Genomic DNA, 26518 nt, shown 5'->3' with positions numbered 1-26518 from the left:
GAACTATGAAGAATTATATATCGTTTATAAGGTTATAGCAAGATAATATTTTATACCTAAACTTGTTAATTATAAAGAAGGTGCTTTTATGAATGCTAAGAAAATAAATATTATACACAATAATACATCTAAATCTTTGGATATAGCATTATTGCTAAAAGAAAAACTAGAAGAACATGGTTTTAGTGTGTCTAACAATTATAGTAATGATGCATTTTTAAATATATGTATAGGAGGAGACGGAGCATTTCTAAGAGCTGTTCATAGCACTGAGTTCTCTAAAATTCCATTTATAGGAATCAACACAGGGACTTTAGGCTTTTTCCAAGAAATTTCACCTGAAGATCTTAATTCTTTTGTAGAAAAATTAAAAAATGATGATTATAACATAGAACAGTTTTTCTTAGTCGAAGGAACTATCTGTACTAGAACAAGTTGCCTAGAACTGATAGCTTTGAATGAAATAGTTATAAAGGGTTATCAGTCTAAAACTATACATTTAAATGTGTCTATTGAAAACAATTATTTAGAAAAATTCAGTGGTGACGGAATAATTGTATCAACCCCTATAGGAAGTACTGCATATAATTTTTCTTGTGGTGGTAGCCTAGTTTATCCTACTTTAGATGTGCTTCAATTAACACCACTAGCCCCTATACATTCAAAGGCATATAGATCTTTAACTTCTAGCATTATTGTTCCAAATAGTCTGCTAATACAAATAACTCCTGAGTACAGAGATGAAAACTCTATTCTTATAGTTGTAGATGGTCAGGAGTATAAGTATGAAAATATAGTTGAAATATCTTTTAAAATATCATCTATGAAGGTCAATATCATGACTTTAGGAAATCACAATTTTTGGACAAATGTAAAGGATAAGTTTTTATAAAAGACTTATACACGAAATACTAACACTAAATTAGTGTTATTTTTCTTTTCACTAACAATAAGATATTTTTCAAATTTTTGTTTACAAATATCATATAACTTTGTATATTCCATACCGCCTTTTATTTCATATATATGTACTAATACTGTCTCCCACCCATACCTTAATAGCTTGTCCACCGATTCTTTTGTTATAAGCTCTTTTGGTATAGAACCAAATATATTCCCATAAATAACGTTATTTGCAGTCCAAAATTTATTGTGTATTAGCATAGCTCCACTATCCTGTAACTCTCTTGATCTTCTCTCTGCAAATAGCTCTAAATAATTACCTTCATAATAGTTCTCAATTGTTGTAGGCTTATATAAAAAATCTAAGCTACTAGCATGCTCAAATACTTCGCTATCAATCTTATTATCTGTATCAACGACTAAATCGTCCACTTTTTTAAGTTGTTCATATATATGACTACTAAGTTCAACTATTTCTTTTACTTCTAATAGTGTCTGCTTTGCATTTTCATTTATCAAACTAGCTTCTAGATTATTTACTGCATTTCTAAGTTTATCTACTGCTCTAAACATTAACATCACCTCTGTAAAGTTTTAAGACGGAATTTTTACTGACCTATTTCAATTCTACATTTAATAAACAATTTCTTCAAGAAATTTCTTACTTAATTTTAGTAAAAAATTTTTCTGTATTATAAAACTCGGAAATGTATTTAAAACACTTCCGAGTTTTATTTTAATCTATATTAGTTCATCCATCTCATCAACAAGCTTTGAAAATAATTTAAGAGCATTATCAACCGGAGTAGTTGTAGTCATATCAACTCCTGCTTTCTTTAACACATTTATAGGATAATCTGAGTTACCACTCTTTAAGAAACCAATGTATTTATCTAAGTTTTCCTTATTCTCTAATATTCTCTGTGAAAATGCAATTGCAGCAGAAAAACCTGTAGAATACTGGAACACATAGAAATTATAATAAAAATGAGGTATTCTAGCCCATTCTATTGCTATTTCATCGTCTATTGCTACATCTGGGCCATAGTATTTTTCATTTAGTTCTTTATACATCTTGCATAAATTATCTGCTGTTAAAGCTCTGCCCTCTTCTACTTCTGTGTGTATCATCTTCTCATATTCTGCAAACATTGCCTGTCTATATACTGTTGTTCTAAATTGCTCTAAATAGTAATTAAGTAGATATAGTCTCTCTGTTTTATCTGTAACATTATTTAACATATGATTCATAAGTAATGCTTCATTTGTAGTCGATGCAACTTCTGCTACAAATATACTATAGTTACCATATATAAATGGTTGGTTTTCTCTTGAATAATAACTATGAAGTGAATGTCCCATTTCATGTGCTACTGTAAACATATCACTTAATGTATCATGATAGTTTAACAGTATAAATGGTTCTGAATCATAAGTCCCCCATGAGTATGCTCCACTTCTTTTACCTCTATTTTCATATACATCTATCCATCTTGAGTCAAATCCTTTTTCAACAAAACCTAAATATTCTTCTCCCATAGGTTGTAGTCCTTTAAGGATTGTCTTTTTACACTCATCATAAGGTATTTTCATATCTACATCTTTAACGATAGGAGTATATATATCGTACATATGTAGCTTTTCTACACCTAATGCTCTCTTTCTAATGCTCATATACTTATGCATTGCAGGCAAATTGTCATGTACTGCTTTTAATAGATTATCATAAACACTTGTAGGTACATTGTTTTCATCTAGTGAAGCCTCTAAAGCAGAACCATATTTTCTTGCGTTAGCATAGAATTTATTCCTCTTAACTACACCACCAAGCATAGATGCGAAAGTGTTTTTGTAATCAAAGAGTGTATTGTAAAAGTTTTTAAAAACATTCTCTCTTACAGTTCTATCTTTACTCAGTAACATTGGAACTAGATTCCCTTGGCTTAATTCAACCTCATGTCCATTTTCATCTTTTACTTTAGGGAATTTAAGGTCTGCGTCACTAAGCATTGAAAACACATTATAAGGTAATTCTGCTACATCTCCAGCTTTAGCTAAAAGTGATTCTTCTTCATATGATAATACATGTTCTTTCTTTCTCATTAATTCATCAAATTTTTGTTTGTATAATGCTAACTCACTATTTGACTGTATATATTTATTTATAGTCTCTTGATCTAACTTCAATATTTCTGGTTGAATAAAAGATGTAACTTCGTTAGCTTTTACAGCAAGTGCATGTGATCTTGAGTTGTATGCTTGGTATTTGTCTTCTCTTGTATCTTCATCCAGCTTCATCTTAGCATATGTCATGATATTTCCTATAAGCCTCTCTATTTCTGCTCCTAGATTCGATACTGCAAGCAAATTATCGCTAGATTCTGTTACTTTACCTTTGTATTCTGCTATCTTTTCAAATAAAGAGTTTGCTTTGTTAAAATCCTCTTCCCATTTTTCATCACTCTCATAAAGAGAGCTTAAATCCCACTTGTACTCTTCACTTACTTGACTTCTTTCTTTTAATACTTTTGCCTCACTCACTATTTCATCCTCCTTAATTAACATTTAAAACTTGCACATTGTTTCTAATAGTGCTTCTAGTTTATTATTAAAGCTTATTAGCTCTTTAAACACTCCTTCTTTTTTTAGATATAAAAATTCTTTTTGAAGCTTTTCAGCATCAGAGTATCCCAGCTTCTTTAACTTTTGAATATTTTTTACTATCTTTTCTACTACATTAGATTTAGCTTGAAACAACTCTTGAGCATCTACTACTTCGTCTCTAATTTGTGACATCTCCATATCAAGCTTATATGCTGCCTCTGCTGCATTTTTTAGCCTATCTTTTACATCTTGAGGTATTTGAGATTCGAATTTATAGTTTAAAGAATGCTCTATAGTTGCCCAGAAATTCATAGCAAGAGTTCTAATTTGTATTTCTGCAAGTACTACTTTTTCTCCAAACACAGTATGTAATGGATATTTTATGATTATATGATAGCTTCTGTATCCACTTTCCTTTATAGCATCTAAGTAGTTGCGCTCTTCCACTATATGTAAGTCTTTATTATTTCTACTTCTTATAAGTTCGATTACTTTGTAGATGTCTTCAGTAAATTGGCACATTATCCTAATACCTGCTATATCTTCTATTTCTTCTTCAACATTTTCTAATGATATATTTCTTTTTGCTGCCTTATTTATAATACTAGAGATTTTTTTTACTCTACCAGTTACGAATTCTATTGGTGAATATTCATCTATTTTTCTATATTCTTTTCTTATGCTTTTAAATTTTATTTTTAGCTCTTCTACCGCTTGTTCATACGGCAAAAGGATTTTTGTCCATTTTATCATGTTATCTTGCTCCTTATATCAACTTTCTATGCCTTTACGAGCCTCTACTCCAGTAGAATAATAATGCTTTATCTCCTTCATTTCAGTAACCAAATCAGCTATTTCAATAAGCTCCTTAGGTGCATATCTTCCTGTCAAAATAAGCTCAATATTCTCTTTTCTACTTCGCACCAATGATATTACATCTTTTAACTCAATTAGCTTAAAATATAGTGCTATATTAATTTCGTCCATTATTACAACATCATAGTTCTGACTTAATTTTTCTTTGCATATTTCAAGCCCTCTTTTTGCTCTCCTTACATCTTCCTTAGTGGGCTCTTTGTATATAAAACACTCTAATCCAAATTGCTGTATTTCAATATCTGGAATAAAATTTGAAACTTCTACTTCGCTGTATTTCATTCCCTTAACAAATTGTCCTATAAAAACTTTCTTACCAGCACATGCAGCTCTGAGTGCTAATCCAAATGCAGCTGTAGTTTTCCCTTTACCATTGCCAGTATAAACATGTACATATCCTTTTTCCACTTTTATCACCTTCATTTCTTGGCTCTATAGTATATTTTACCATACTAATGACTATTTTATCAGATATAAATTGATTTTTTATTTATAATTTTTTAATATTATCTTATATTATTATTTTATCAGAATAGACTTTATTTTGTATTACAATTATAATTAATTTACGGGGTAAACAACATTAAGGAGGTTTTTTATGTATTTATTAACTTATATTTATGATGACAAGTATAATTTAGGAACACTCACTAAAGAAAAGGATAAGGTAATACCTATTGATGTAATATACCGAGAATTAAAAATGTCACCTCCTAAAGATATGCTAGATTTAATAAAAACATCAAACTCTACTATAATAAAAAAAATATCAAACATTAGTGGTATTATGTATAATCAAGCTATAGACATAGCTACAGTAAAAATAACAGCACCTATAAGGTATCCTCATAGTGATATAATATGTCTTGGCAAAAACTATGCTGATCATGCTAAGGAGGTAATGGGTATGACCTCTGATAATCTAGGTTTACCAAAATATCCTATATACTTTAGCAAACGAGCAAACCCTGCTATAGGAGATAATGATATTATAAAATATCATACTGATAGTATGGATTATGAAGTAGAACTTGCGATAATTATAGGTAAAGATGGTATTAACATTAATAAAGAAGATGTCAGCGATTATATTTTTGGATACACTATAGCTAATGACATATCAGCTAGACGACTTCAAAAGAAACACATCCAATGGTATAAAGCTAAAAGTCTAGATACATTTTGCCCTATGGGACCTTATATAGTACATAAGAGTAGTCTACCTTCTAAAATCAATCTAGATATCCAGTGCTATATTAATGGTGAACTAAGACAGAATTCTAATACTTCAAATCTAATATTTGATATACCATATATTGTAAGTGATCTATCTAAAAATATGAAGCTATATAGTGGAGATATAATATTGACTGGAACACCTGCAGGAGTTGGATTGGGATATAAACCACCAAAATTCTTAAAAAGAGGAGATAAGATAGAGAGCTTTATAGAGGGAATTGGAACACTTGTAAACTATGTATCAAAATAGTTACCCACTATATAATTGTTTTATAATACTTCTATAAAAATTTTATTAATATTTAAAAAGAGTTATCAAATATTTACATATCGATAACTCTTTATTTTTATACGCTACTAATAACATCCTTCATATAATGCTCTATTTTTGAAACCTTAAACTGTGCATCTTTACTTTCGTTAGATATACAATTAATATATATTTTAAGTTTAGGTTCTGTTCCAGATGGCCTTACAGCAAACCATGAACTATCATCAAATACATATTTTTTTGCATTTGTTCTCGGTAAATCCAGGATTTCTTTATCTCCTGTTTGCAGATTGTACTTTGTAGATTCATTGTAATCTATATATTCTACTACGTTAGGTAGTAAGTTGCTTTTTTGTGGAGATATATTATTCATTATCTTTTTGATCTTCTCTGCTCCATCCACTGGATTTAATTTAATAGTTAAGAGCTTTTCATTGTGATAGCCATATACTTTATACAGTTTATTTAATACATCACACAAGCTTTTGCCTAACATTTTGTAATAAGCGCATGCCTCACACAATAACATAGATGATATTACTGCATCTTTATCTCTTACTATTGTGGAATATACATATCCTATGCTCTCCTCATATCCAAATATAAATTTGTATTTACTATCTTCTTCATACCCATTTTTCCCTTGGCAAATGTATTTAAATCCTGTTAGTGTTTCAATAGTTTTAACACCGTAGCTATCAGCTATTTTTTTACCTAAATCGCCGGTTACTATAGTCTTAACTATAACTCCGTTAGAAGGTATGCTATGTTGCTCATTTCTAGCTTCTAGTATATAATTTATCAATAACGCTCCTACTTGGTTTCCATTTAGATATTGATAACTACCGTTATCTCTTACCATACATGTCATCCTATCACAATCTGGATCAGTTGCTATAATCAAATCTGCATGCTTATGTTCTCCTAATTTTACAGCTAAATCAAATACTTCTCTATTTTCAGGATTGGGATAACTAACAGTTGTAAAGTTAGGATCAGGTAACTCTTGTTCTTCAACAACATATACATTTTTAAAACCTCTAATATCTAAAACTCTTCTTACTGGTATATTACCTGTTCCATTCAATGGAGTATATACTATAGATATACTTTTATCAACATTGTCTCTCAAATGTAGTTTTAATACATCATTTGTATAATCCTTATCCATTTGTTTTCCTAATATATTAAGCAATCCACTTTCTAGTGCTTTATTTTCATTTAAAGATGCTATGCTGGTTACATCCTGTATTTTTTCCATTTCACTCGATATTTCCTGTGCAATATCTCCTAGTATTTGTGAGCCTTCTTTCCAATACGCTTTATAGCCGTTATATTCTCTAGGATTGTGACTTGCTGTAATCATAATACCTGAGTAACAGTTCAATTTTCTAATAGCATAAGAAACCATAGGTGTTGGCCTGATACCTTTGTATAAATATACCTTTATACCATTGTTCGCCATAATCAAGGCGGCAGTTTTGGCAAATACATCTGAATAATGTCTAGTATCATAACCTATCACTACACCTCTAGCTTTAGCTTTTTCACCACCTATTTTAATGATAGTATGTGCTAGAGCCTCTGTTGCCAATGATATCATGTACTTATTCATCCGGTTAGTTCCAGCACCAATTATACCTCTTAGACCTGCTGTCCCAAACTCTAAGTTTTTATAAAATCTGTCTTTTATCTCTTCATCATCATCCCTTATACTTTCAAGTTCTTTTCTAATATCTTCATCTAGACATTTATTATTGAGCCATTTATTGTATCTCTCTTTATACATAAAATCACTCCTTTTTGATAAACATTAAAGCCAAAGATGTTATTATATACTTGCTATTTTCCCTTCAACATAAGTTTGCTCTACTTTTGAGCCGTTATAGTCTTCATACAGCATAGATATCTCATTATCTAGCACTACAAAATCAGCTTTTTTCCCTATCTCAATACTTCCTCTTTCACTTTCTTGATGCGTGTAATATGCTGAATTGATTGTAAACATCTTGATAGCTTCAAAGATAGATACTTTTTCTTCTGGTAGCCACCCTCCTTTAGGTAATCCTTCCATATCTCTTCTAGTAATAGCTGCATATATTCCATACAGCGGATTAAAGGTTTCTATCGGTGCATCTGAACCCCCAACACATAGTATTCCATTTTTTACAAAAGTATTCCAGCAATACGAATATTTTTCTCTAGTTTCACCAACTCTTTCTTTTACTATTCTCCAATCTGTACATACAAAAATAGGTTGAATATTTGCCACCACATTTAATTTTTTCATATCATCTATGATTTTTTGATTATTTATTTGGCAATGTATTATAGATGGTGTCAAACCTTTCTGAGTGTAAATATCCTTATATTTTCTATAGCTATTCAATATAGTTTGCATTGTTCTATCTCCAATTGCATGTATAGCTACATCAAAATCATTTGTAAAACTTTCGTATACTAATTTATCTAAATGCTCCTGCGTTTCTATTAAGATACCTCTGTTATCACCCTCATTTTCATACGGCTCTATCATTGCCGCTGTACATGAGCCTAAGGAACCATCGCCGATTATTTTTATAGGCCCTATGGTTATCCTGTTATCTTTTTGGTGAGATTTAAGTCCCATATCTCTATATCTATGTACATCTTCTACACGCTCTGCTCTTAGTTGCAATACTATATTTATTGGTAACTTACCTTCTTTATTCAAATCTCTGTATGCTTTTAATAACATATCTCTATCTTCTACATATGAAAAATCATCAATACACACAGTAGTAAGTCCAAGTTTAGCTGAATCATGTAATCCTACTAATAAGAGTTTTTTTATGGTATCTATATCATTTACAGTTGGAACTAAATCCTCTACTAGTGTTATGGCATTTTCTCTTAAAACACCTGTAGGATATCCACTCTCTTCTCTATCTATATGCCCACCTTCTACATCTTTAGTATGCATTGTGATATTGGCTAGCTCAAGTGCTTTAGTATTTACAACACCTATGTGATAACATGCTCTGATTAGTATGATAGGATGTTCTTTTGATATCTCATCTAAAACAATTCTATCTGGCATCTGACTATTTTCAAAATATGTATGATTCCAGCCAACTCCAACTACCCACTGTCCTTTTTTTATATTCTTATCTTGTATGAATTTTTTAGTTATATCTACTAACTCTTTAAGTGACCTTACCCCAGTTAAATCCACTTGTCTTTCTTTCTTAGTAGCATACGACAATATGTGCATATGTCCATCTGTAAATCCGGGTGTAACTGTTTTCCCATTTAAATCAATTATTTCTCCTGTAAAATCATCTGGCTTAAATTTAGTTCCAACTTCTTTAAATACACCATTTTCCTCAATGAAATAATCAGATATTTCACTGCTACTATTCATAGTAATAATATTACCATTTATATATGCTTTCATAAATTAAATCCCCCTCTTTTAGTGTAAAAGGCTGTCTTAGAATGTTTAGCTCACTCTATAACAGCCCTGAAGATATCTCTTAAAAACATACCTTTTATTTATAATTTATAATTCTAATGCAATTTCTATCATTTCATTTAAAGTTGTTTGTCTTTCCATTGATGTAGTCTCTTCACCAGTTACAAGGCTATCACTTATTGTAAGTATAGACAATGCATTAACTCCAAATTTAGCTGCTAGTGTATATAGTGCTGCTGTTTCCATTTCTACAGCCATTACTCCAAATTTAGCCCAATGCTTCCACTCGTCAGGATTGTCACCATAGAAAGAATCACTTGTCAATATATTTCCACACTTTACATCTAGCTTCTTTTCTTTTGCTATATTATATGCTTTATATAAAAGGTCAAAGTTTGCTGTTGGCGCATAATCCATCCCACTAAATCTTAATTTATTTATATGAGAGTTAGTTGATGCACTCATAGCTAAAACTACGTCTCTAACTTTAATGTCTTCTCTTAAAGAGCCACATGTACCAATTCTTATTAGATTCTTAACTCCATATTCATTTATAAGTTCATGCGCATATATAGATATAGATGGTATACCCATACCTGTACCTTGAACTGATATTTTTTTCCCTTTATACTCTCCAGTGTAACCATACATAGCTCTAACTTCGTTGTAACAAGTCACATTTTCAAGAAAATTTTCTGCTATATATTTAGCTCTTAACGGGTCTCCTGGTAATAATATAGTTTCTGCTATATCACCTTTTTTTGCGCTAATATGAATACTCATTTTATCTCTCCTTTGTGTAGCATATATTATTATTTTACTGTAGTAACTTTTTTAGTTATTATCATTATATCTATATATATTGACATTATCAAGGCTTTTAACATATGTACTATATGTGTATATATTAACTATTTATTAGTTTTTCTCTGTAGGTCATGTGATTGCTCACAACTTCAATGATTCAGCTTTTTAAGATGGTTAATTAACATCTTTTTTATAACTTTATTCTTATATGATATATCAAGTTATGAAATTAGGAAAGCCTAACCTTTTACCATATTAATTTTCTAAAATATTATCAAATTGCCTTTTCCTCCGTATTTTCCTTCTAATATTATTTCAAGTAGCTTCACTATAATAATCATTGTTTTTCTTTCCCATTTGTAACTATAAAATAGCTAGACCATACTATAAATCATGAAAAATTATGTAACAAAAAAAGGGCAAAGCCCTTTTTTATACATTAATTATTTAATCAGCATCTACTTTTTTTCCAATAAATCTAACTACTAAGAATGCTAGTATTGCACCTACTGCTAATGAAATGTACGGATTTATACCTAATACTGCTGCTGGTAAATACCCGACTAATATTGCTATCGCTGAACATGTGAGTGCATATGGCATTTGTGTCTTGACATGATCTAAATGATCTGAAGCTGAAGCCATTGAACTCATTATCGTTGTATCTGATATAGGTGAACAATGATCACCGAACACTGCACCTGTAAATACTGCTCCTATTGTTGCATAGAGTATTACACCTGTATCTCCACCACTTAATTCAAACACAAGTGGAACTGCTATAGGCATCAATATAGCCGTAGTTCCCCAAGAAGTACCTGTTGCAAATGCTATAATACTACCCATTATGAATACTCCTGCTGGAATAACACTTGCTGAAACTCCCATCTGTTTAAATATTTCAACTAGGAATTTAGCTGTCCCTAATTCTTTACATACTCCACCTATTCCCCATGCTAGAACTAAAACCATGATTGCTATTACAAGTGACTTAGCTCCATCTACCCATGCTTCTATGGTCTCTTTAAAGTTAAGTATGCGTTGTGATAATACCAATATAAACGCTACTATAGTTCCACAGAAAGAAGCATACATCATAGCTACCGCAGCTTTCGCAGCTCCTAATATTTCACGTATAGCATCTGCTGAAAAAGGTGACGATTTTACTAATTGTATCATGCTCGCGTCGTCTCCTGCCAATATATTATTTCGTCCATTAATATATAAACCAACTATAACCATCACTATAACTGTTAATACTGGAATAATTGCATTAATAGCTCTTAATGGTATATCCTCTTTTATTTCCATCTCTGTTAACTCTTTTGATGCAAGAGGAACAGCTCCATCTGCTACTAATTTTCCAGTTTTTCTAGCTCTTCTCTCAGCCTTTAACATCGGCCCATAATCTCTACCTGTTACTGCTATAAATAGAACAAATACCAGCATTAAGATACTATAAAATCTAAACGGTATAGACTGCATAAATGCTGAATACGTGTTAACTTGAACTCCTATAGAATCAAAAGCATCTTTTAAAAGTCCTATCTCATAAGCTATCCATGTTGATATAAAAGCCATACTAGCTACTGGTGCAGCTGTTGCATCTGTTAAAAATGCAAGTTTTTCTCTTGAGATTCTTCGTTCATCTGTCAGTGGTCTCATTGTAGTTCCAACGAGTAGAGTATTTGAGTAATCATCAAAGAATATTGCAAGTCCCATAGCCCAAGTAGCAATCATTGCTCTTCTTGCGTTCCTAGCTTTCTTACCTAGCCACAAGGCTATTGCTTTTGCCCCTCCAGATTTGGCGACAATTCCAATCATACCTCCTAAAGCTATATCAAATACTATGATACCAGCATGCCCTTCATCTGCAACGGAACCAGCTATGTACTTGTGGATTGTCTGTGTGAATCCTGTGAAAACGTTACCTTTACTCATAATAGTTGCTCCTACAATTATTGCTATAAATATTGAAGGTAAAACTTGTTTGGTGGTAAAAGCTAATATAATTGCTATTATTGGTGGTAACAATGACCATAAACCATAGTGCAAAATTGCTTCATCCATATAAACCCTCCTTTTTCTATATTATACACATATATTTCAAGACGCTTCATATAGCTTCAAAAAAGTTCGCTTAATTTATCGAAATTTTTAGAATATTTGGTCGTATTTACACTCTCGTACTTTGTATTAATAGATTTTCTATAAATTTACTTACACTTACTTTCCCTCCAGTACTTTTTTTGCCTCTTATATAATCCATCTCTAATTTTACATTCTCAAAATCATATAATGTATTAGAATACCTTTGGAATGTGTCGTTCATATAATCTTCTATGCCTGCATTTGCTATATTTCTTAGTCCTTTAATTATCGCTCTACGCATTCTCTGCTTAACAACTTTCTTATTACTCCAAAGCTTTGAGTAGACGCTATCTACCTTTAACGAGTTATTTTCGTTTTGTATTATATAGCTACAAATCTTAACTATGTCATTTGAACCTTTCTCTCCAAATATACCTATGTTACCTAGAATATATTTTATATTATCTATTTGCATGACTTTCTTATCTCTTTTATTGTATTCTAAGGGCTTATTGTCAATATTTATCATACCTTTTATCGAAGATATTGTTCTACTCATATCTATTTTTTCGGATACAGATCTGACTACTTTTTGAACTTCAATCATATTTATTGGCTTATTAATATAGAACTCTACTCCAGATTCATATGACTGTGCTATCATTTCTTTATCTGATATCTTTGATATAATTATAAAGTATATATCTTGGTTTATTTTTCGTATATTTTTAGTTAATGTTGCTCCGTCTATGTTTGGCATTAGATAATCCACTAGCACTATATCTGGTTTTTTTTCTAATATCTCATTATAAGCTATAGCTCCGTCATACGAATGTCCAATAATTGTACCAAGTTTTTTATCTATTATTATATTCTCTAGTATTTTTACAATATTAATATCATCATCAACTATATATATCTTCATTAGTATCCCCCTCTAGAATCTCTTTTCTAATAGTAACTGTAAACTTTGTCCCATTATAAAGACTTGACTCAACTTTTATATCACCTTTAAAATGTTCATATACTAAATCCCTAACTATAGCTAACCCTATACCTCTATTTATATCGCCAGTCTTCTCATTAAATTTAGTAGAATACCCCGGATTAAAGATATAGTTCATATCATCTTCTTTTATATATTTACCATTATTGTAAACATTAAACAATACTGTATCATCAATCTCGCTAATATCTAAATTAATCCTAGGATGTTCATCTTCTATTGATGACTCTATAGCATTGTTTATTAGATTTCTAAATATAGACATTAAGTAGTAATGGTCTTCTATATAGATATCACATTTTATGCTCACATTTAAATCTACATTCAAATTTTCTGCTTCTAAAAATTCTTTTGTATTTATTACTAATATATTAATCATATCTTTTAAATATATCTTCTGTTTTTCAAACTTATCTCCAAACAACAATTCTAAGCCACTAATCACTCTAATATAATCTTTTTTTATTTCATGTATATCCTTGGAAATGTCTAGTAACATTGCTTGTAACTTGACTTTTGAACTATTTTCACATGCATACTTATAAGACTTGAATGTTTTTTTAGTAACATTTTCAATATTGTCCATATTTTTTCTCATAAAATATATTTCACTCTTGAAATTTGATATTAATAACATCAGTTTTTTGTATCTTTCTTCATGTTCTTGTTTAATTAGAAATGATTTATATCTTTTTAGTAAAACTATGATAATTAAAACTAATACACACCTAACTGTTGCTATTAAGATTAAGCCTTTTACTACTTTTCCTTCTAGCCCTATTATTTTGGTTCTAACACTTACTTCTGATAAATTTGCTAAAAAGTCGCTCATAAAAATACCTATAGCAAACTTAGTCAAATCTTTTCTATTTTTATGACAAAAGAAATAAAACAAAAAACCATAAGCTATGTAAAATACAATATCGGGTGATACCATGATTATTACCTTATTTAAATTTTGGATATTTAGTAACATAACTATTGATCTAAATAATGGAGAAGCAACAGCTGTAACCATGCAGGTTAAAATTGGATTTAAATCTTTGTATTTATATAATAATAATGGTAAAAGAACTATAGACAATGTGATAATAAAACCGTCTACAAAAAAGTTTACATAAAACAGTGCCCCTACGGAGATTATTGCTCCTATCATAATCATCTTTTTAAAATTCTGCATATTTTCCACCTGTATTATAGTTTTTGTGTATATTATATAGTTCTATTAATTTGATAAATCACCTTTTAATTGCATAAAAAATCACTAAAACTATATTTAGTGATCTTTTATCTCATTCATTATATTTCTTATTATATTCAAGAATACATTTATATCATTATCTTCTATTTTTAAGGATGGTAAAAGCCTTATAACAGTATCATTTGTAATATTTATCAGTAAATTTTTCTTTTTAGCTCTTTCTTTGATATCATGTGCATATTTACCCACATCTATTCCTATCATTAACCCGCTACCTCTGATATCCTTTATAATGTCTGGATAGTCAGACTTCATATCTTTAAATGCATTTATTATTTTATTACCTTTCATCTTTATTGAAGCTAAAAATTCTTTATCTGCAATATTTCTTACTATATATTCTCCTGCAGTACATGATACTGGATTTCCTCCAAATGTACTACCATGATCTCCGGGTTTTAATATATTTTCTACTTCACTACTTACAAGCATTGCGCCAAGTGGTAATCCGCCCCCTATTGATTTAGCAAGTGTAACAATATGAGGTTTTACTGCGTATTCGTCACAAGATAAGAACTCTCCTGTTCTACCTATACCTGCTTGTATATCATCTATAACTACTAGAAAATCATGTTCCTGTGATAACTGCATAATAAGTTTCATAAATTCATTTGAAGCCTTTATTATTCCGCCTTCTCCCTGTATGGTTTCAATAAATAGACCACATACATCTTCATTTACTAATGATTTTAAGCTCTCTAAATTATTATACTCAAAATTTTCAACTCTAGGAAGTAAAGGCAAAAAATCAGTTTTGTATCTATCCCTAGCTGTAAGCGATAAACTACCGCATGTCCTACCATGAAATGAATTTTTTGCAGTAAGTATGATGTTTTTTGTTTTACTTTTGTTCTTACCATATTTTCTAACAAGCTTTATAGCTGCTTCGTTTGCCTCAGTGCCTGAGTTAGTAAAAAACACCTTTGAGGCAAAAGTATTCTCTACTAATAATTTTGCTAAATTCACTGAGGGCTCATTAGCAAAATAGTTAGACAAATGAGTATATTTTTTGGCTTGCTCATATATAATCTGCGCCAGTTCATCTCCTAAATGTCCTAAATTATTAACAGATATCCCACTATACATATCTAAGTATTTATTTCCATCTTTGTCATATAAGTAAACTCCATGGCCTCGCTCTATTTCTATATCTAATCTATTATAAAGATTAAGTATATACTCTTTGTCCTGCTTTAGTAGATTCACTACCTTTCCCCCTTACTCTCTTAAATCACTAAGTATCTTTACTTTATCTGCTGTTTTTTCATCCTTTTCTTTAATTATCCTTGCTGGCATACCTGCAACCACTACTCCTGATGGCACATCCTCTGTAACTACTGAACCAGCTGCAACTACTGCACCTTTTCCGATTTTCACACCTTCTAATACCACAGCATTAGCACCAACTAATACTTCATCTTCAATTATTACTGGTGTCTTACTAGGTGGCTCTAACACACCTGCTATTACTGCTCCTGCCCCTATATGAGCATTTTTTCCTACTGTTGCCCTAGCTCCAAGTACAGCATTCATATCTATCATAGTGCCTTCACCAATCTCTGCACCTATGTTTATAACTGCTCCCATCATTATAACTGCGTTTTTGCCTATCTCAACTCTGTCTCTAATTACTGCACCTGGTTCTATTCGAGCATGTATGTGTTTTGTATCTAGTATAGGAATTGCTGAATTTCTCCTATCATGCTCAATGTGATAATCAGATATATACTTTTCATTGTTGCTTAGTACATCGTTTACTAATTCGTATTCACCAAACAAAACACCTGACTTGCTATCTCCAAAATATTTATAATTATTAAGCTCTATATTTTCTAGCTCTCCTTTAATATATACCTTAACTGGTGTTGTTTTCTTTGCATCCTTTATAAATCTAGCTATCTCGTAAGGATCTGTCATTTTTTCACTCACTACATTTCACCTTCCCTTTTGTAATTTAATACATCTCTCATATCGTATAGTCCGTTTTGTTTTGTAGCTATAAATCTTGCTGCATCTATTGCTCCACTTGCAAATATCTTCTTTGATAATGCTATATGCTTGAATTCCAATATCTCGTCTTCTCCTGCGAATATTACAGTATGCTCACCTGCTATGGTTCCTCCTCTTACAGCATGTATCCCTATTTCTTTAGCATTTCTTTTAGCATTATTGCCCTCTCTTCCATATACCAATTCCATAGTATCATCTAATGTGCTATTTATCTGATTAGCTAACATAAATGCTGTTCCACTAGGGGCATCAAGCTTTTGATTATGATGCTTTTCTACTATTTCAATATCAAAACTATCACTTAGTGCACGTACAGTTGTTTTTAGAACCTCTAACAGTATATTTACTCCTGTTGATGTATTTGAAGCTTTAAATATAGGTATGTGCTTTGAAGCTTCATGTATTTCTAACTTATCTTCGTTAGTTAATCCTGTCGTTGCTATCACTAGTCCTACACTATTTTCTACTCCGTAAGCTATTAGTTCTTTTAAGCACTCTCTACTTGAGAAATCAATTATTACATCTATCCCGTCTATTATATCGTTAACTTGTGTATATACTGGAATTTCGTTATGATGTATAAGATTATTATTTCTATCTACGCCAGCTATTATGATAATATCTTTATAACTTTTTAATTTTTGGTATACAACTTGTCCCATTTTTCCAGCAAAACCGTTTATAGCAACTCTAATCATATCATACCTCCATTTTTAGTTTTCTCATTTGATTTACTAATATTTCCACGTTTTCTTCTTGCATTTCATATAGTGGAGCTCTAAGTTCTCCAACTTCCATATCTAATAGATTCATCGCCGTTTTGACTGGTATTGGATTAGTCTCTATGAATAATGAATTTATTAGACCGTTAAGCTTTAACTGTATTTCTCTAGCCTTGACTGTATCTCCATCTAAATATTCATGTACCAAGTTATGTGTTTCGTTTGGCAATATATTGGCTACTACAGATATTACTCCACTTCCGCCTATAGACATTATAGGAACTATAATATCATCATTGCCTGAATATATATCAAAGTTATCATCACATAATCTTGCAATCTCTGTTACATAGCTAATATCACCACTTGCTTCTTTTATAGCTTGTATGTTTTTGTGCTTTGATAATTCTACTACTGTGTCTATAGATATATTCATACCTGTTCTAGAAGGAACATTGTAAAGTATAATAGGTATATTTACACTATCAGCTATAGCTGTGAAATGATTTATTAAACCTTTTTGTGTCGTTTTATTATAATATGGTGTAACTATTAAAAGTCCATCAACACCAACTTCCTCACTGTATTTACTTAACTCTATACTATAACTCGTATCATTACTACCAGTACCAGCTATGACAGGTATTCTTTTATTTACAACTTTTACTGTAAATCTAATGACTTCTCTGTGTTCTTCATCTGTCAGTGTAGAAGCTTCTCCTGTCGTTCCAACAGTTATGATTGCATCTGTATTATTCTCAATATGATACTCTATTAGTTCTTTATATTTATCATAGTTTACACTACCATCTTTTTTAAAAGGGGTAACTAGAGCTACCCCTGATCCTCTGAATATACTCATTTTATCTTCCTCCTATAGTTTATCTAATAAGAGCTGTGCTATCTGTACTGCATTTGTAGCTGCTCCTTTTCTTGCGTTATCTGCACAAACCCACAAGTTTAATCCATTATCTACACTATAATCTCTTCTTATTCTACCGATATAAACTTCATCTGTCCCTTCGATTGTGAGTGGCATTGGATAAACATTATTACTTACATCATCTTGCAATATTATACCTTCCGACTCTCTATAAATAGCTTTAACTTCTTCTATATCAAAACTTTTTTCTAATTCTACATTTATTGATACACAGTGTCCGTATTTTACTGGAACTCTAACTGCTGTTGAGGTTATTTTTATATCTTGATCTCCTAGTATTTTTCTCGTTTCGTTTATCATTTTCATTTCTTCTTTTGTATATCCATTTTCAAGAAATACATCAACATGAGGTATACAATTGTAAGCTATTTGATGAGGGTACTTTGTATTTTTCTCACCTTTTATACCATTCTCTAAATCTTTAAGCCCACCTATTCCTGAACCTGATACTGCTTGATATGTTGAATAAACTATTCTTTTAATGCCATATCTATCTTTTAATAACTTTAGCGGTTGCATACATTGTATTGTTGAACAATTTGGATTAGCTATTATTCCATTGTTCCAATTTATATCTTGTGGATTAACTTCTGGAACTATTAGTGGTACCTCTTCATTCATTCTCCATGCACTACTGTTGTCTATCACTATGGCACCTTTACTCTTTGCTATAGGTGCAAATTTTTTACTTATTTCTCCTCCAGCTGAAAATAGTGCAATATCTATATTTCTATCAAATGATTCCTCTGTAAGTTCCTCTACTTCGTATTCCTGTGAATTAAATGTAACCTTAGTACCCTTTGACTTTGCAGATGCAAAGAAATAAATATTCTTTATTGGAAACTTCATTTCCTCTAAAACTTTTATAAAAGTCCTACCAACCATTCCTGTTGCGCCAACTATAGCAATATTTACTTTCATATTAACTCCTCCAAACTATAATATTTTTTATAAATTAAATTCTCTAGCTAAATTGCTTACTATCGTCATTGTATCTTTTTTATTTATTGCATACGATACGCTTATTTCTGACGTTGTAACTAATTTAAAATCAATATTACTATCTGCATAAACACCAAATATTCTTGAGGCTACACCTGATTGATTCATCATCCCCATACCAACTAAAGAAATTTTGACTATATCTTCTTCTATAGTATATTCAGCACTTTTAATTTCTGCACAATATTTATTTAGAACTTTTTCTACTATATATTTATCCTCATCATCAGCAGTAAATGATACACTCACTAAACCGTCTTTTTGAGAATTTTGACTTATCATATCTATGTTTACTTTTTCTGTTGCTAATAGTTTAAATAGATGAGATATATCTACTGGGCTATAATTTATGTTATCTACTGTTATCATCAATACACCTTTTGCCATAGATAGACCTGTTACTCCTCTCTCTTCCATCTTTTTCAACTCCTTTATATATGTTCCTCTTATCATCCCTGTATTTAGGGCGACCATTATTGGTACACCATATTGTTTGCCTAATTGAACAGCTCTAGTCTCTAATACTCCAGCTCCTAAGCTTGACATTTGCATCATTTCTTCGTAAGATATCACATCTAGCTTTCTAGCATTTTTATACACCCTTGGATCTATTGTATATACACCATCAACGTCAGTATATATCTCACATGAACAATCTAGCATAGCTGCTAAAGCTACAGCAGTAGTATCTGAACCTCCTCTTCCTAGTGTTGTAATATCTCCTGATTCGTTTACTCCTTGAAACCCAGCAACTACAACTATACAACCTTGGTCTAAATATTTTTCTAGTTTCGCAGTATTAATATCTTTTATAGTATTTTTAGTATGCACTCCTGTTGTTTTGATATCAGCTTGGAACCCTGTAAGTGATATAGCTTTATATCCCTCTGCTTCTATTGCCATAGATAAAAGTGCTATTGATTGTTGCTCTCCTGTAGATATAAGCATATCTAATTCTCTTGTGTTCATCTTATCTTTTGAAATCTGTTTAGCCATATCTATAAGATTATCTGTTGTATTTCCCATCGCAGATACTACTACTACAACATTCTTTCCTTGTTCTTTTCTTTTTGCAATTATTTTCGCAACTTTCTTAATATTGTCTATATTTTTTACGGACGTTCCTCCGTATTTCATAACTACTCTATTCAACACTTCACCTCGCTTTATCGCTTTAACTTTACGAATCAAATATCGTACTATTATTTTATAAAGTGTTATTTTATGTATAAAAAAAAGTCCAGAGTAAAAGAACTCTAGACTTCATGCACGCATAAATCATTTCTCTTACCCTAATGTGAAACAGCACTCCTATTGTAGACTGGGTAACCAACAATAGACAGTACTATATTTGTTCAACATAGTCCCAACATATCTAGTATGTTTCGGCAGTAATTCCTTTCTTGCTAATGCAATACTAATAATTCCTGCGGCCTCCGTTACACATTAATATTCAATTCGTTTAATACACTATAACAATATTGTTTCTAAATGTCAACATATATTTTAAATTTTCTTGTTTATTTTACATTTTCCTTATTCCATCTTTTGTGACTACTCCTTTTATGAGCTTATCTGGCACTACTTTATTATCAGATATTGTGTACGCATTAAGTATCATTTTTTCTGCTTCTTTTGCTTTGTCCATACAATTTGCATGGATAGTTGCAATAATATCACCAGCTTCTACCTTATCCCCTATTTTCTTTTCTAGGTATATTCCTACAGCTAAATCAACTACTGATTCTTTAGTTTCTCTTCCTGCTCCTAATATCAATGCTGCTATTCCTATATCGTCTGCTTTTATTTTTTCAATATAACCACAACTGTCAGTTCTAACTTCTAAAGCATATTTTGATTTATCAAATAATTCTATATCATCTATGCATCTAACATCTCCACCTTGAGCTTTTACAAACTCTCTGAGTTTTCTAATCGCATCTCCTGACTCTATAGCATTATCTATTAATCTTTCTGCTTCCTCTACATCATCAGCAACACCACTTAGTAATAACATATATGTGCTAATCTTCTTACTTAAATTAGTCAAATCTTCAGGCCCTTGCCCTTTAAGTGTTAATATTGCCTCTTTGACCTCAAGTATATTACCTATAGCATTTCCTAATGGTTGATCCATATCTGATATTATTGCTATCGTATTTCTATCTAATCTACTGCCTATATCAACCATAGTTTTTCCAAGCTCGAAGGCACTATCGTCATTTTTCATAAATGCCCCACTACCTGCTTTTACATCAAGAACTATAGCGTCAGCACCTGAGGCTATTTTTTTACTCATTATACTACTAGCTATTAATGATACATTGTCAACCGTAGCTGTTACATCTCTCAGTGAATATAGTTTTTTGTCCGCTGGTGCTAGATTAGCAGTCTGTCCTCCAACTGCAATACCAATTGTATTGACATTATTTATAAATTTATCTATAGTCATATCTACTTTGAAACCTTTGAATGATTCTAATTTGTCTATTGTACCTCCTGTATGCCCTAGTCCTCTTCCAGACATTTTTGCTACAGGCACTCCTAATGATGCTACTATTGGTCCAACTACCATAGTAGTAGTATCTCCAACTCCACCTGTACTGTGTTTGTCTACTTTTATACCGTTAATTGGTGATAAGTCAATAATTTCTCCGCTATTTATCATAGCTCTTGTCAAATATGAAGTTTCTCTATCGGTCATCTTCTGAAAATAAACTGCCATCATCAAAGCAGAAACTTGATAATCTGGTATATTTCCTACTGTATATTCATTAATAAAAAACTCTATTTCTTCTTTTGATAGTTCTCCTCCATTTCTCTTTTTCATTATAATATCATACATTCTCATGACTAAATCACCTCTATTTAGTTATTAGTTTCAAAAAGCTTTCTCCGTGTTTTATTTTATTAACACCAAAGATTTCTGCTACAGTTTGACCTATATCAGCAAATGACTTTCTAGTGCCTAAGTTTACGTTTTCTTTTAACTGCTTGCCATAAGCTAAGAACGGAACATACTCTCTAGTGTGATTTGTACCAGGGAATGTAGGATCACATCCATGGTCAGCAGTAATAAATAATATGTCATCATCCTTCAAACTATTCATTATATCTTTTAATCTAATATCAAAATCCTCTAATCCTTTAGCATATCCCTTTACATCGTTTCTATGACCCCACTTCATATCAAAATCAACAAGATTAGTAAAAATTAAACCTTTACTATCTTGTTTAATATAATCTATTGTCTTGTCTACACCATCCATATTTGATTTTGTATGAACTGCATCTGTAATTCCTTGTCCTAGGAAAATATCTTCTATCTTACCGACTGCTTTAACATCATAGCCACTAACCTTAAGTTCATCGAGTAGTATTGTATGAAATGGCTTCAATGAAAAATCTCTTCTGTTTGCTGTTCTTACAAACTCCCCTACTTTTCCTGTAAAAGGTCTAGCTATCACTCTAGCAACCGCGTGCTCATCTTTTAGTAAATCCCTTGCTACTTGACATATTTCATATAATCTTTCTAAAGGTATGACATCTTCATGAGCCGCTATTTGAAATACACTATCTGCAGAAGTATATACTATAGGGTACCCTGTCTTCATGTGTTCCTCTCCTAATTCTTCTATAATAGCAGTTCCTGAAGCAGGTTTATTTCCTAATATTTTAGCGTTAATCAATCTCTCATACTGCTTAACTAAATCATCTGGAAATCCATCTGGATATGTCGGGAATGGATTTTCCATATATATACCACACATTTCCCAATGGCCTGTAGTTGTATCCTTTCCATTTGATTTTTCCATTAATCTTCCATAACAACCAATAGGTCTTTCTATACTATCTACTCCAACTATATCATCAATATTACCAAGACCTAGTTTTTGCATATTATAAAGCTTCAATCCACCCATGTCTTTTGATATATTTCCTAATGTATTACTCCCTACATCGCCATATTTATCTGCATCTGGAAGTGCTCCTATCCCTACACTATCTAATACTATCCATACAACTCTATTTATCATATCTCATTCTCCTTTTGTTATACCTTAAAATGTTGTTATCACAGTGTTGCTTTAGTTGAATATCTGTAATTATATGTTATTCTATATTTCGCTATATTTCAAGAAATTTATAGCCACCTTGTATTATTATTTATAACCAAAATATGATTTTTAAACCACTGCTAATTAATTAGTAAAAGGATATCGTTTAGACATCCTTTCTAGTTTTTCTATTTTTCTTACGTTTCTTTCTCTCTAATATTTCAAGCCACAACATTAAAGATGCAAATATAAACATAAATATACCTATGAATTTCCATGCACTTGCAAAAGATTTGTATTTTACAAACCATCCCATTACAAATGGTCCTATTACATATCCAGCTCCCATTATAATTGGTATAACTGAGTTTATTCTACCTCTATGCGAAGCTGGTGAATGACTAGCTATAAACGGCATACAGTTAGTGGTAATGGTTACTTCTCCAAGTGTTATTATCACAACTAGTATCAAAAATCCTAGCTTGAAATCAACAAATGCAAATGTTCCAAATCCTACCACATACAGCAACCCTGCAAAAAATATCTTCAAAAGATTGCTTATTCCTCTGAAATATGATGTTATTAACGGTGTTGCAACAATAACTGTAAGTCCATTTATTATAGTTAATTTCCCAAAGAAACTCGCTCCATGTCCTGGATATAAATTTTCCATATGTAAAGGAACTAAGAATCCCCATTGTGAGTATACGAAATAATATCCAAATAACACTAACGAAAAATATATTAGTATCTTTCTATCTAGTAATACACTTTTTAATGAACCTTCAACACGTTTTTCTTTTTCTCTACTTATATGTTCATCTTCTGTTTTATTTATAGACTCCTTTACAAATATAAGTAGTAATAATGTAGAAATTATTGCTGTAACTGCATCTCCAATAAATATCAAATTCAAGTGATTTTCAAATAACATCCCAGCTATAGCTGGTCCTATAGCATATCCAACATTAGAACCCAAGTATATCAGCGAGTAAGCACCTTCTCTTTCACTGGGCTTAGTAATATCTGCTACTAATGCATTCAGTGCGGGATCGGCAACAATCATTAATACACAAGCTGCCATTATCAGATATATCAACTCAAAGCTCTCGGGCATTAAACCACAGATTATGTACACAGATGCTCCAAGCATATTAAATATCACTATTATCTTTTTTCTACCAAAATTGTCCGCTAATTTGCCTCCCAAAATACTTGCCATTGCATATATTATCCCTGCGGCTGCTATCCATATACCTGTCTCTTTTTTTGATAAACCCAATTTTTTAGTAAGTATCAATGTAAGTAATGGAAACACAAAGGCTCCTAGGGAATTTATGAGTTTAGCGAAAAATACTATGTAAATATCTCTATGAAAATGACCATATATTCTTTTTATTTGCTTTATTTTATATCTCATTCATTTTGTTCTCCTTAATATCTATTACATTATAGTAATTTATTTATGGGCTTACTATATAATATTATGTTCATATATTGCTAATAAATTGCGTGCAATCTTCATCTTTGTAAGTGCAACATTTTTATTATATTCTACAGCTATATATATGTCAAATGCATAGTGCTTAAAAAAAGCAAGATTGCAATCACTCCAATCTAGCTTTTATTCAAATCTTCTTATATTTATTCAATTAATCATCTTGGCTTTGTTCAACTTTTCCTCCTAATTTCACTTCGTTTTTCTGTAACAAAACCATAAAATATGAAAACATAAGCATCATTACAAGTATTATTTTCCACATAACTTCTATAGTAGTTATTTGTAGTATTTTTCCAGTTGCAAGTGGTCCTAGTACACTTCCAATACCAATTATAGTAGGTAGCAAGGCTCCAACTCTTCCTCTATGCGAAGCTGGTGTATGATTCATAATAAACGGAGATGAAGAAACAGTAACTACTATTTCTCCTATTGTAAATATGAATATAGCTACAAAAAACGCTATCTTGTTACTGTAGAATCCCAACATACCTAATCCTAGCGCATAAAGCACTCCACCTATAGCTATTTTTCTAATATTGTGGATTTTCATTTTAGTTAATAAAGCTGTTACAACTGCTGTAAGTAACACAACTACAATTCCATTAAAACTAGCTAAATAACCATACAATTTTGCCCCATTACCAACATAGTTTGCTTCAGTGTGTAATGGCACTAAAAACCACCACTCAGAGTATACAAATGAATATCCAAACATTATAAGAGCGTACAACACTAATATCGGTCTATCTAATAGTACTTTAAAAACAGATCCTTCAACATGCTTTTCCATAGCTCTATTTTCATCGAATTTCTCTTCTTTAGCTTTTGATAGGGTATCTTTTACAAAAATTAAAATTAAGCTCGTAGCTAGCACAGCTGTCACTGCATCTCCAATAAATATCCATTTAAAGTAGTTTTCAAATAATAGTCCTCCTATTGCAGGCCCCAATGCAAATCCTATATTAAATCCCAAATATGAAAGTGAATATGCCCCCTCTCTATTTTCAGGAGTTGTTATATCTGCAAGTAATGCATCATGTGCTGGCCCAGCAATTCCAAATAAGAATGAGGCTCCTCCTATTAGGTATACTGTTACCATACTAGTCTCTACAGCACTGCATAACAAATAACAAACTGAACCTAATAAGTCAAATATCACTATAATTTTTTTCCTTCCAAAGCTATCTGCTAGTTTCCCACCAATTAACGCTGCAGGTATAACTACAAATCCAAGTAGTGATACATATAATCCTGCCTCATCTTCTACTAATCCAATTTTCTTTGTTAGTATCAATGCTAATAATGGAAATATAAATGCACCCATTGCATTTACTATTCTTGCAATAAATATTACATATATTGGTCTAGGTAATCCTATATATGGTTTAAATATCTTTTTTACTATGCTCATGATTAAAATCGCCCCTTTTTCTTTTGTGAGATTGTTATTTTTCTAGTTCACGTAAATTGATTCTCTTCTAGATTTGTAATTTTTGATTCTGTTCTTAGTTTTAACATAATTTATACCTCCTTCAAAAAAAAGATAGATGCCCTAGGCATATATCTATAGATGATGACAAAGTCATCTAGATAGCAGACTGTGGTAAAAGTTCAAGTCGGGAGCTGTTAAAATTGAGTAGCAGAGCTTACTTAGAGGTAAGTGAGCAACGGAAATTTTAACAACAACGCAGAAATTGGGCTTTTTTCTACAGTCTGAGAGAGATGCCCCAGACATCTCTCTTTCAAAAAAATAAAGACCACGGGTTAATA

General features: G+C 31.3%; 22 protein-coding genes and 1 riboswitch. Of the genes, 2 read left to right on the top strand and 20 right to left on the bottom strand.

Translation table 11 applies throughout. The features are described from left to right. The first annotated feature begins 88 nt into the window (after positions 1–88). A complete protein-coding gene (locus P3X86_RS17735; protein WP_483294069.1) occupies positions 89–892 on the top strand; it encodes an NAD(+)/NADH kinase in 804 nt (267 codons plus the stop codon). 5 nt (positions 893–897) lie between these two features. Here the strand turns inward: P3X86_RS17735 and P3X86_RS17730 are convergent, their stop codons facing one another. From P3X86_RS17730 to P3X86_RS17715, 4 genes are all read right to left on the bottom strand, one after another. Beyond that, entirely contained in the window at positions 898–1476 is a 579-nt protein-coding gene (locus P3X86_RS17730; protein ID WP_483294068.1) for a hypothetical protein, read from the bottom strand. A gap of 168 nt (positions 1477–1644) precedes the next feature. Further along, positions 1645–3444, bottom strand: a complete 1800-nt coding sequence (pepF, locus tag P3X86_RS17725) for an oligoendopeptidase F (protein ID WP_483294067.1) — start codon at positions 3442–3444, stop codon at positions 1645–1647. A 24-nt stretch (positions 3445–3468) separates the two neighbouring features. Then, positions 3469–4260, bottom strand: coding sequence for a GTP diphosphokinase (yjbM, locus tag P3X86_RS17720; protein ID WP_483294066.1), 792 nt, complete (start codon positions 4258–4260; stop codon positions 3469–3471). A gap of 18 nt (positions 4261–4278) precedes the next feature. Then, a complete protein-coding gene (locus tag P3X86_RS17715; RefSeq protein WP_483294150.1) occupies positions 4279–4797 on the bottom strand; it encodes a cob(I)yrinic acid a,c-diamide adenosyltransferase in 519 nt (172 codons plus the stop codon). A gap of 184 nt (positions 4798–4981) precedes the next feature. Here P3X86_RS17715 and P3X86_RS17710 point away from each other — a divergent pair, with 184 nt between their 5' ends. Continuing rightward, the gene (locus P3X86_RS17710) at positions 4982–5872 is read left to right on the top strand and encodes a fumarylacetoacetate hydrolase family protein (RefSeq protein WP_483294065.1); all 891 of its coding nucleotides are present in this window, start codon (positions 4982–4984) and stop codon (positions 5870–5872) included. Positions 5873–5969: 97 nt separating this feature from the next. Here the strand turns inward: P3X86_RS17710 and P3X86_RS17705 are convergent, their stop codons facing one another. The 16 genes from P3X86_RS17705 to P3X86_RS17630 all read right to left on the bottom strand — a co-directional run bounded on the left by P3X86_RS17705 (position 5970) and on the right by P3X86_RS17630 (position 26159). Continuing rightward, positions 5970–7682, bottom strand: coding sequence for a phospho-sugar mutase (locus P3X86_RS17705; protein WP_483294064.1), 1713 nt, complete (start codon positions 7680–7682; stop codon positions 5970–5972). Between the two features lie 42 nt (positions 7683–7724). Next, on the bottom strand, positions 7725–9329 hold the full coding sequence (locus P3X86_RS17700) for an amidohydrolase (protein ID WP_483294063.1): 1605 nt from the start codon (positions 9327–9329) through the stop codon (positions 7725–7727). A gap of 105 nt (positions 9330–9434) precedes the next feature. Continuing rightward, positions 9435–10130 (bottom strand): purine-nucleoside phosphorylase, encoded by a 696-nt coding sequence (gene deoD, locus P3X86_RS17695; RefSeq protein ID WP_483294062.1) that lies wholly within the window; start codon positions 10128–10130, stop codon positions 9435–9437. Positions 10131–10601: 471 nt separating this feature from the next. Further along, entirely contained in the window at positions 10602–12224 is a 1623-nt protein-coding gene (locus P3X86_RS17690) for a Na+/H+ antiporter NhaC family protein (RefSeq protein ID WP_483294061.1), read from the bottom strand. A 106-nt stretch (positions 12225–12330) separates the two neighbouring features. After that, positions 12331–13170 carry a DNA-binding domain-containing protein gene (locus P3X86_RS17685; protein WP_483294060.1) on the bottom strand — a complete coding sequence of 280 codons (840 nt, stop codon included), beginning with the start codon at positions 13168–13170 and terminating at the stop codon, positions 12331–12333. Further along, entirely contained in the window at positions 13151–14431 is a 1281-nt protein-coding gene (locus P3X86_RS17680) for a sensor histidine kinase (RefSeq protein ID WP_483294059.1), read from the bottom strand. Before P3X86_RS17680 ends, P3X86_RS17685 begins: the two co-directional genes overlap by 20 nt. Positions 14432–14527: 96 nt before the next feature. Then, the gene (locus P3X86_RS17675; protein WP_483294058.1) at positions 14528–15718 is read right to left on the bottom strand and encodes an aspartate aminotransferase family protein; all 1191 of its coding nucleotides are present in this window, start codon (positions 15716–15718) and stop codon (positions 14528–14530) included. A 12-nt stretch (positions 15719–15730) separates the two neighbouring features. Next, positions 15731–16441, bottom strand: a complete 711-nt coding sequence (gene dapD / locus P3X86_RS17670; protein WP_483294057.1) for a 2,3,4,5-tetrahydropyridine-2,6-dicarboxylate N-acetyltransferase — start codon at positions 16439–16441, stop codon at positions 15731–15733. Beyond that, positions 16441–17220: a 4-hydroxy-tetrahydrodipicolinate reductase gene (dapB, locus tag P3X86_RS17665; protein ID WP_483294056.1), complete on the bottom strand. Its 780-nt coding sequence runs from the start codon at positions 17218–17220 to the stop codon at positions 16441–16443. The genes dapD and dapB overlap by 1 nt, the downstream gene beginning before the upstream one ends. A gap of 1 nt (position 17221) precedes the next feature. Continuing rightward, the gene (gene dapA / locus P3X86_RS17660) at positions 17222–18106 is read right to left on the bottom strand and encodes a 4-hydroxy-tetrahydrodipicolinate synthase (protein WP_483294055.1); all 885 of its coding nucleotides are present in this window, start codon (positions 18104–18106) and stop codon (positions 17222–17224) included. Between the two features lie 12 nt (positions 18107–18118). Further along, positions 18119–19108, bottom strand: coding sequence for an aspartate-semialdehyde dehydrogenase (locus P3X86_RS17655; RefSeq protein WP_483294054.1), 990 nt, complete (start codon positions 19106–19108; stop codon positions 18119–18121). 27 nt (positions 19109–19135) lie between these two features. Then, on the bottom strand, positions 19136–20344 hold the full coding sequence (locus tag P3X86_RS17650; RefSeq protein ID WP_483294053.1) for an aspartate kinase: 1209 nt from the start codon (positions 20342–20344) through the stop codon (positions 19136–19138). 140 nt (positions 20345–20484) lie between these two features. Continuing rightward, positions 20485–20636, bottom strand: a riboswitch (Lysine riboswitch). Positions 20637–20714: 78 nt separating this feature from the next. Beyond that, positions 20715–22040 carry a pyrimidine-nucleoside phosphorylase gene (locus P3X86_RS17645; RefSeq protein ID WP_483294052.1) on the bottom strand — a complete coding sequence of 442 codons (1326 nt, stop codon included), beginning with the start codon at positions 22038–22040 and terminating at the stop codon, positions 20715–20717. 13 nt (positions 22041–22053) lie between these two features. Next, a complete protein-coding gene (locus tag P3X86_RS17640; RefSeq protein ID WP_483294051.1) occupies positions 22054–23226 on the bottom strand; it encodes a phosphopentomutase in 1173 nt (390 codons plus the stop codon). Between the two features lie 187 nt (positions 23227–23413). Further along, a complete protein-coding gene (locus P3X86_RS17635) occupies positions 23414–24667 on the bottom strand; it encodes an MFS transporter (protein WP_483294050.1) in 1254 nt (417 codons plus the stop codon). A gap of 232 nt (positions 24668–24899) precedes the next feature. Beyond that, on the bottom strand, positions 24900–26159 hold the full coding sequence (locus tag P3X86_RS17630; RefSeq protein ID WP_483294049.1) for an MFS transporter: 1260 nt from the start codon (positions 26157–26159) through the stop codon (positions 24900–24902). Positions 26160–26518 lie beyond the last annotated feature (359 nt).

It is taken from the genome of Abyssisolibacter sp. ZYX002 (genome assembly GCF_056892235.1).
This window is presented reverse-complemented; position numbering and strand designations above follow the sequence as displayed.

Bases quoted from the DNA above. Each gene is read 5' to 3' on its own strand.
- P3X86_RS17730 (WP_483294068.1), bottom strand. From the start codon at position 1,476: ATGTTTAGAGCAGTAGATAAACTTAGAAATGCAGTAAATAATCTAGAA.
- P3X86_RS17700 (WP_483294063.1), bottom strand. From the start codon at position 9,329: ATGAAAGCATATATAAATGGTAATATTATTACTATGAATAGTAGCAGT.
- P3X86_RS17735 (WP_483294069.1), top strand. From the start codon at position 89: ATGAATGCTAAGAAAATAAATATTATACACAATAATACATCTAAATCT.
- P3X86_RS17690 (WP_483294061.1), bottom strand. From the start codon at position 12,224: ATGGATGAAGCAATTTTGCACTATGGTTTATGGTCATTGTTACCACCA.
- yjbM (WP_483294066.1), bottom strand. From the start codon at position 4,260: ATGATAAAATGGACAAAAATCCTTTTGCCGTATGAACAAGCGGTAGAA.
- P3X86_RS17640 (WP_483294051.1), bottom strand. From the start codon at position 23,226: ATGATAAATAGAGTTGTATGGATAGTATTAGATAGTGTAGGGATAGGA.
- dapB (WP_483294056.1), bottom strand. From the start codon at position 17,220: ATGATTAGAGTTGCTATAAACGGTTTTGCTGGAAAAATGGGACAAGTT.
- P3X86_RS17680 (WP_483294059.1), bottom strand. From the start codon at position 14,431: ATGCAGAATTTTAAAAAGATGATTATGATAGGAGCAATAATCTCCGTA.
- P3X86_RS17685 (WP_483294060.1), bottom strand. From the start codon at position 13,170: ATGAAGATATATATAGTTGATGATGATATTAATATTGTAAAAATACTA.
- P3X86_RS17635 (WP_483294050.1), bottom strand. From the start codon at position 24,667: ATGAGATATAAAATAAAGCAAATAAAAAGAATATATGGTCATTTTCAT.
- dapA (WP_483294055.1), bottom strand. From the start codon at position 18,106: ATGAGTATATTCAGAGGATCAGGGGTAGCTCTAGTTACCCCTTTTAAA.
- P3X86_RS17630 (WP_483294049.1), bottom strand. From the start codon at position 26,159: ATGAGCATAGTAAAAAAGATATTTAAACCATATATAGGATTACCTAGA.
- deoD (WP_483294062.1), bottom strand. From the start codon at position 10,130: ATGAGTATTCATATTAGCGCAAAAAAAGGTGATATAGCAGAAACTATA.
- P3X86_RS17710 (WP_483294065.1), top strand. From the start codon at position 4,982: ATGTATTTATTAACTTATATTTATGATGACAAGTATAATTTAGGAACA.
- P3X86_RS17705 (WP_483294064.1), bottom strand. From the start codon at position 7,682: ATGTATAAAGAGAGATACAATAAATGGCTCAATAATAAATGTCTAGAT.
- P3X86_RS17645 (WP_483294052.1), bottom strand. From the start codon at position 22,040: ATGAGAATGTATGATATTATAATGAAAAAGAGAAATGGAGGAGAACTA.
- P3X86_RS17655 (WP_483294054.1), bottom strand. From the start codon at position 19,108: ATGAAAGTAAATATTGCTATAGTTGGCGCAACAGGAATGGTTGGTAGG.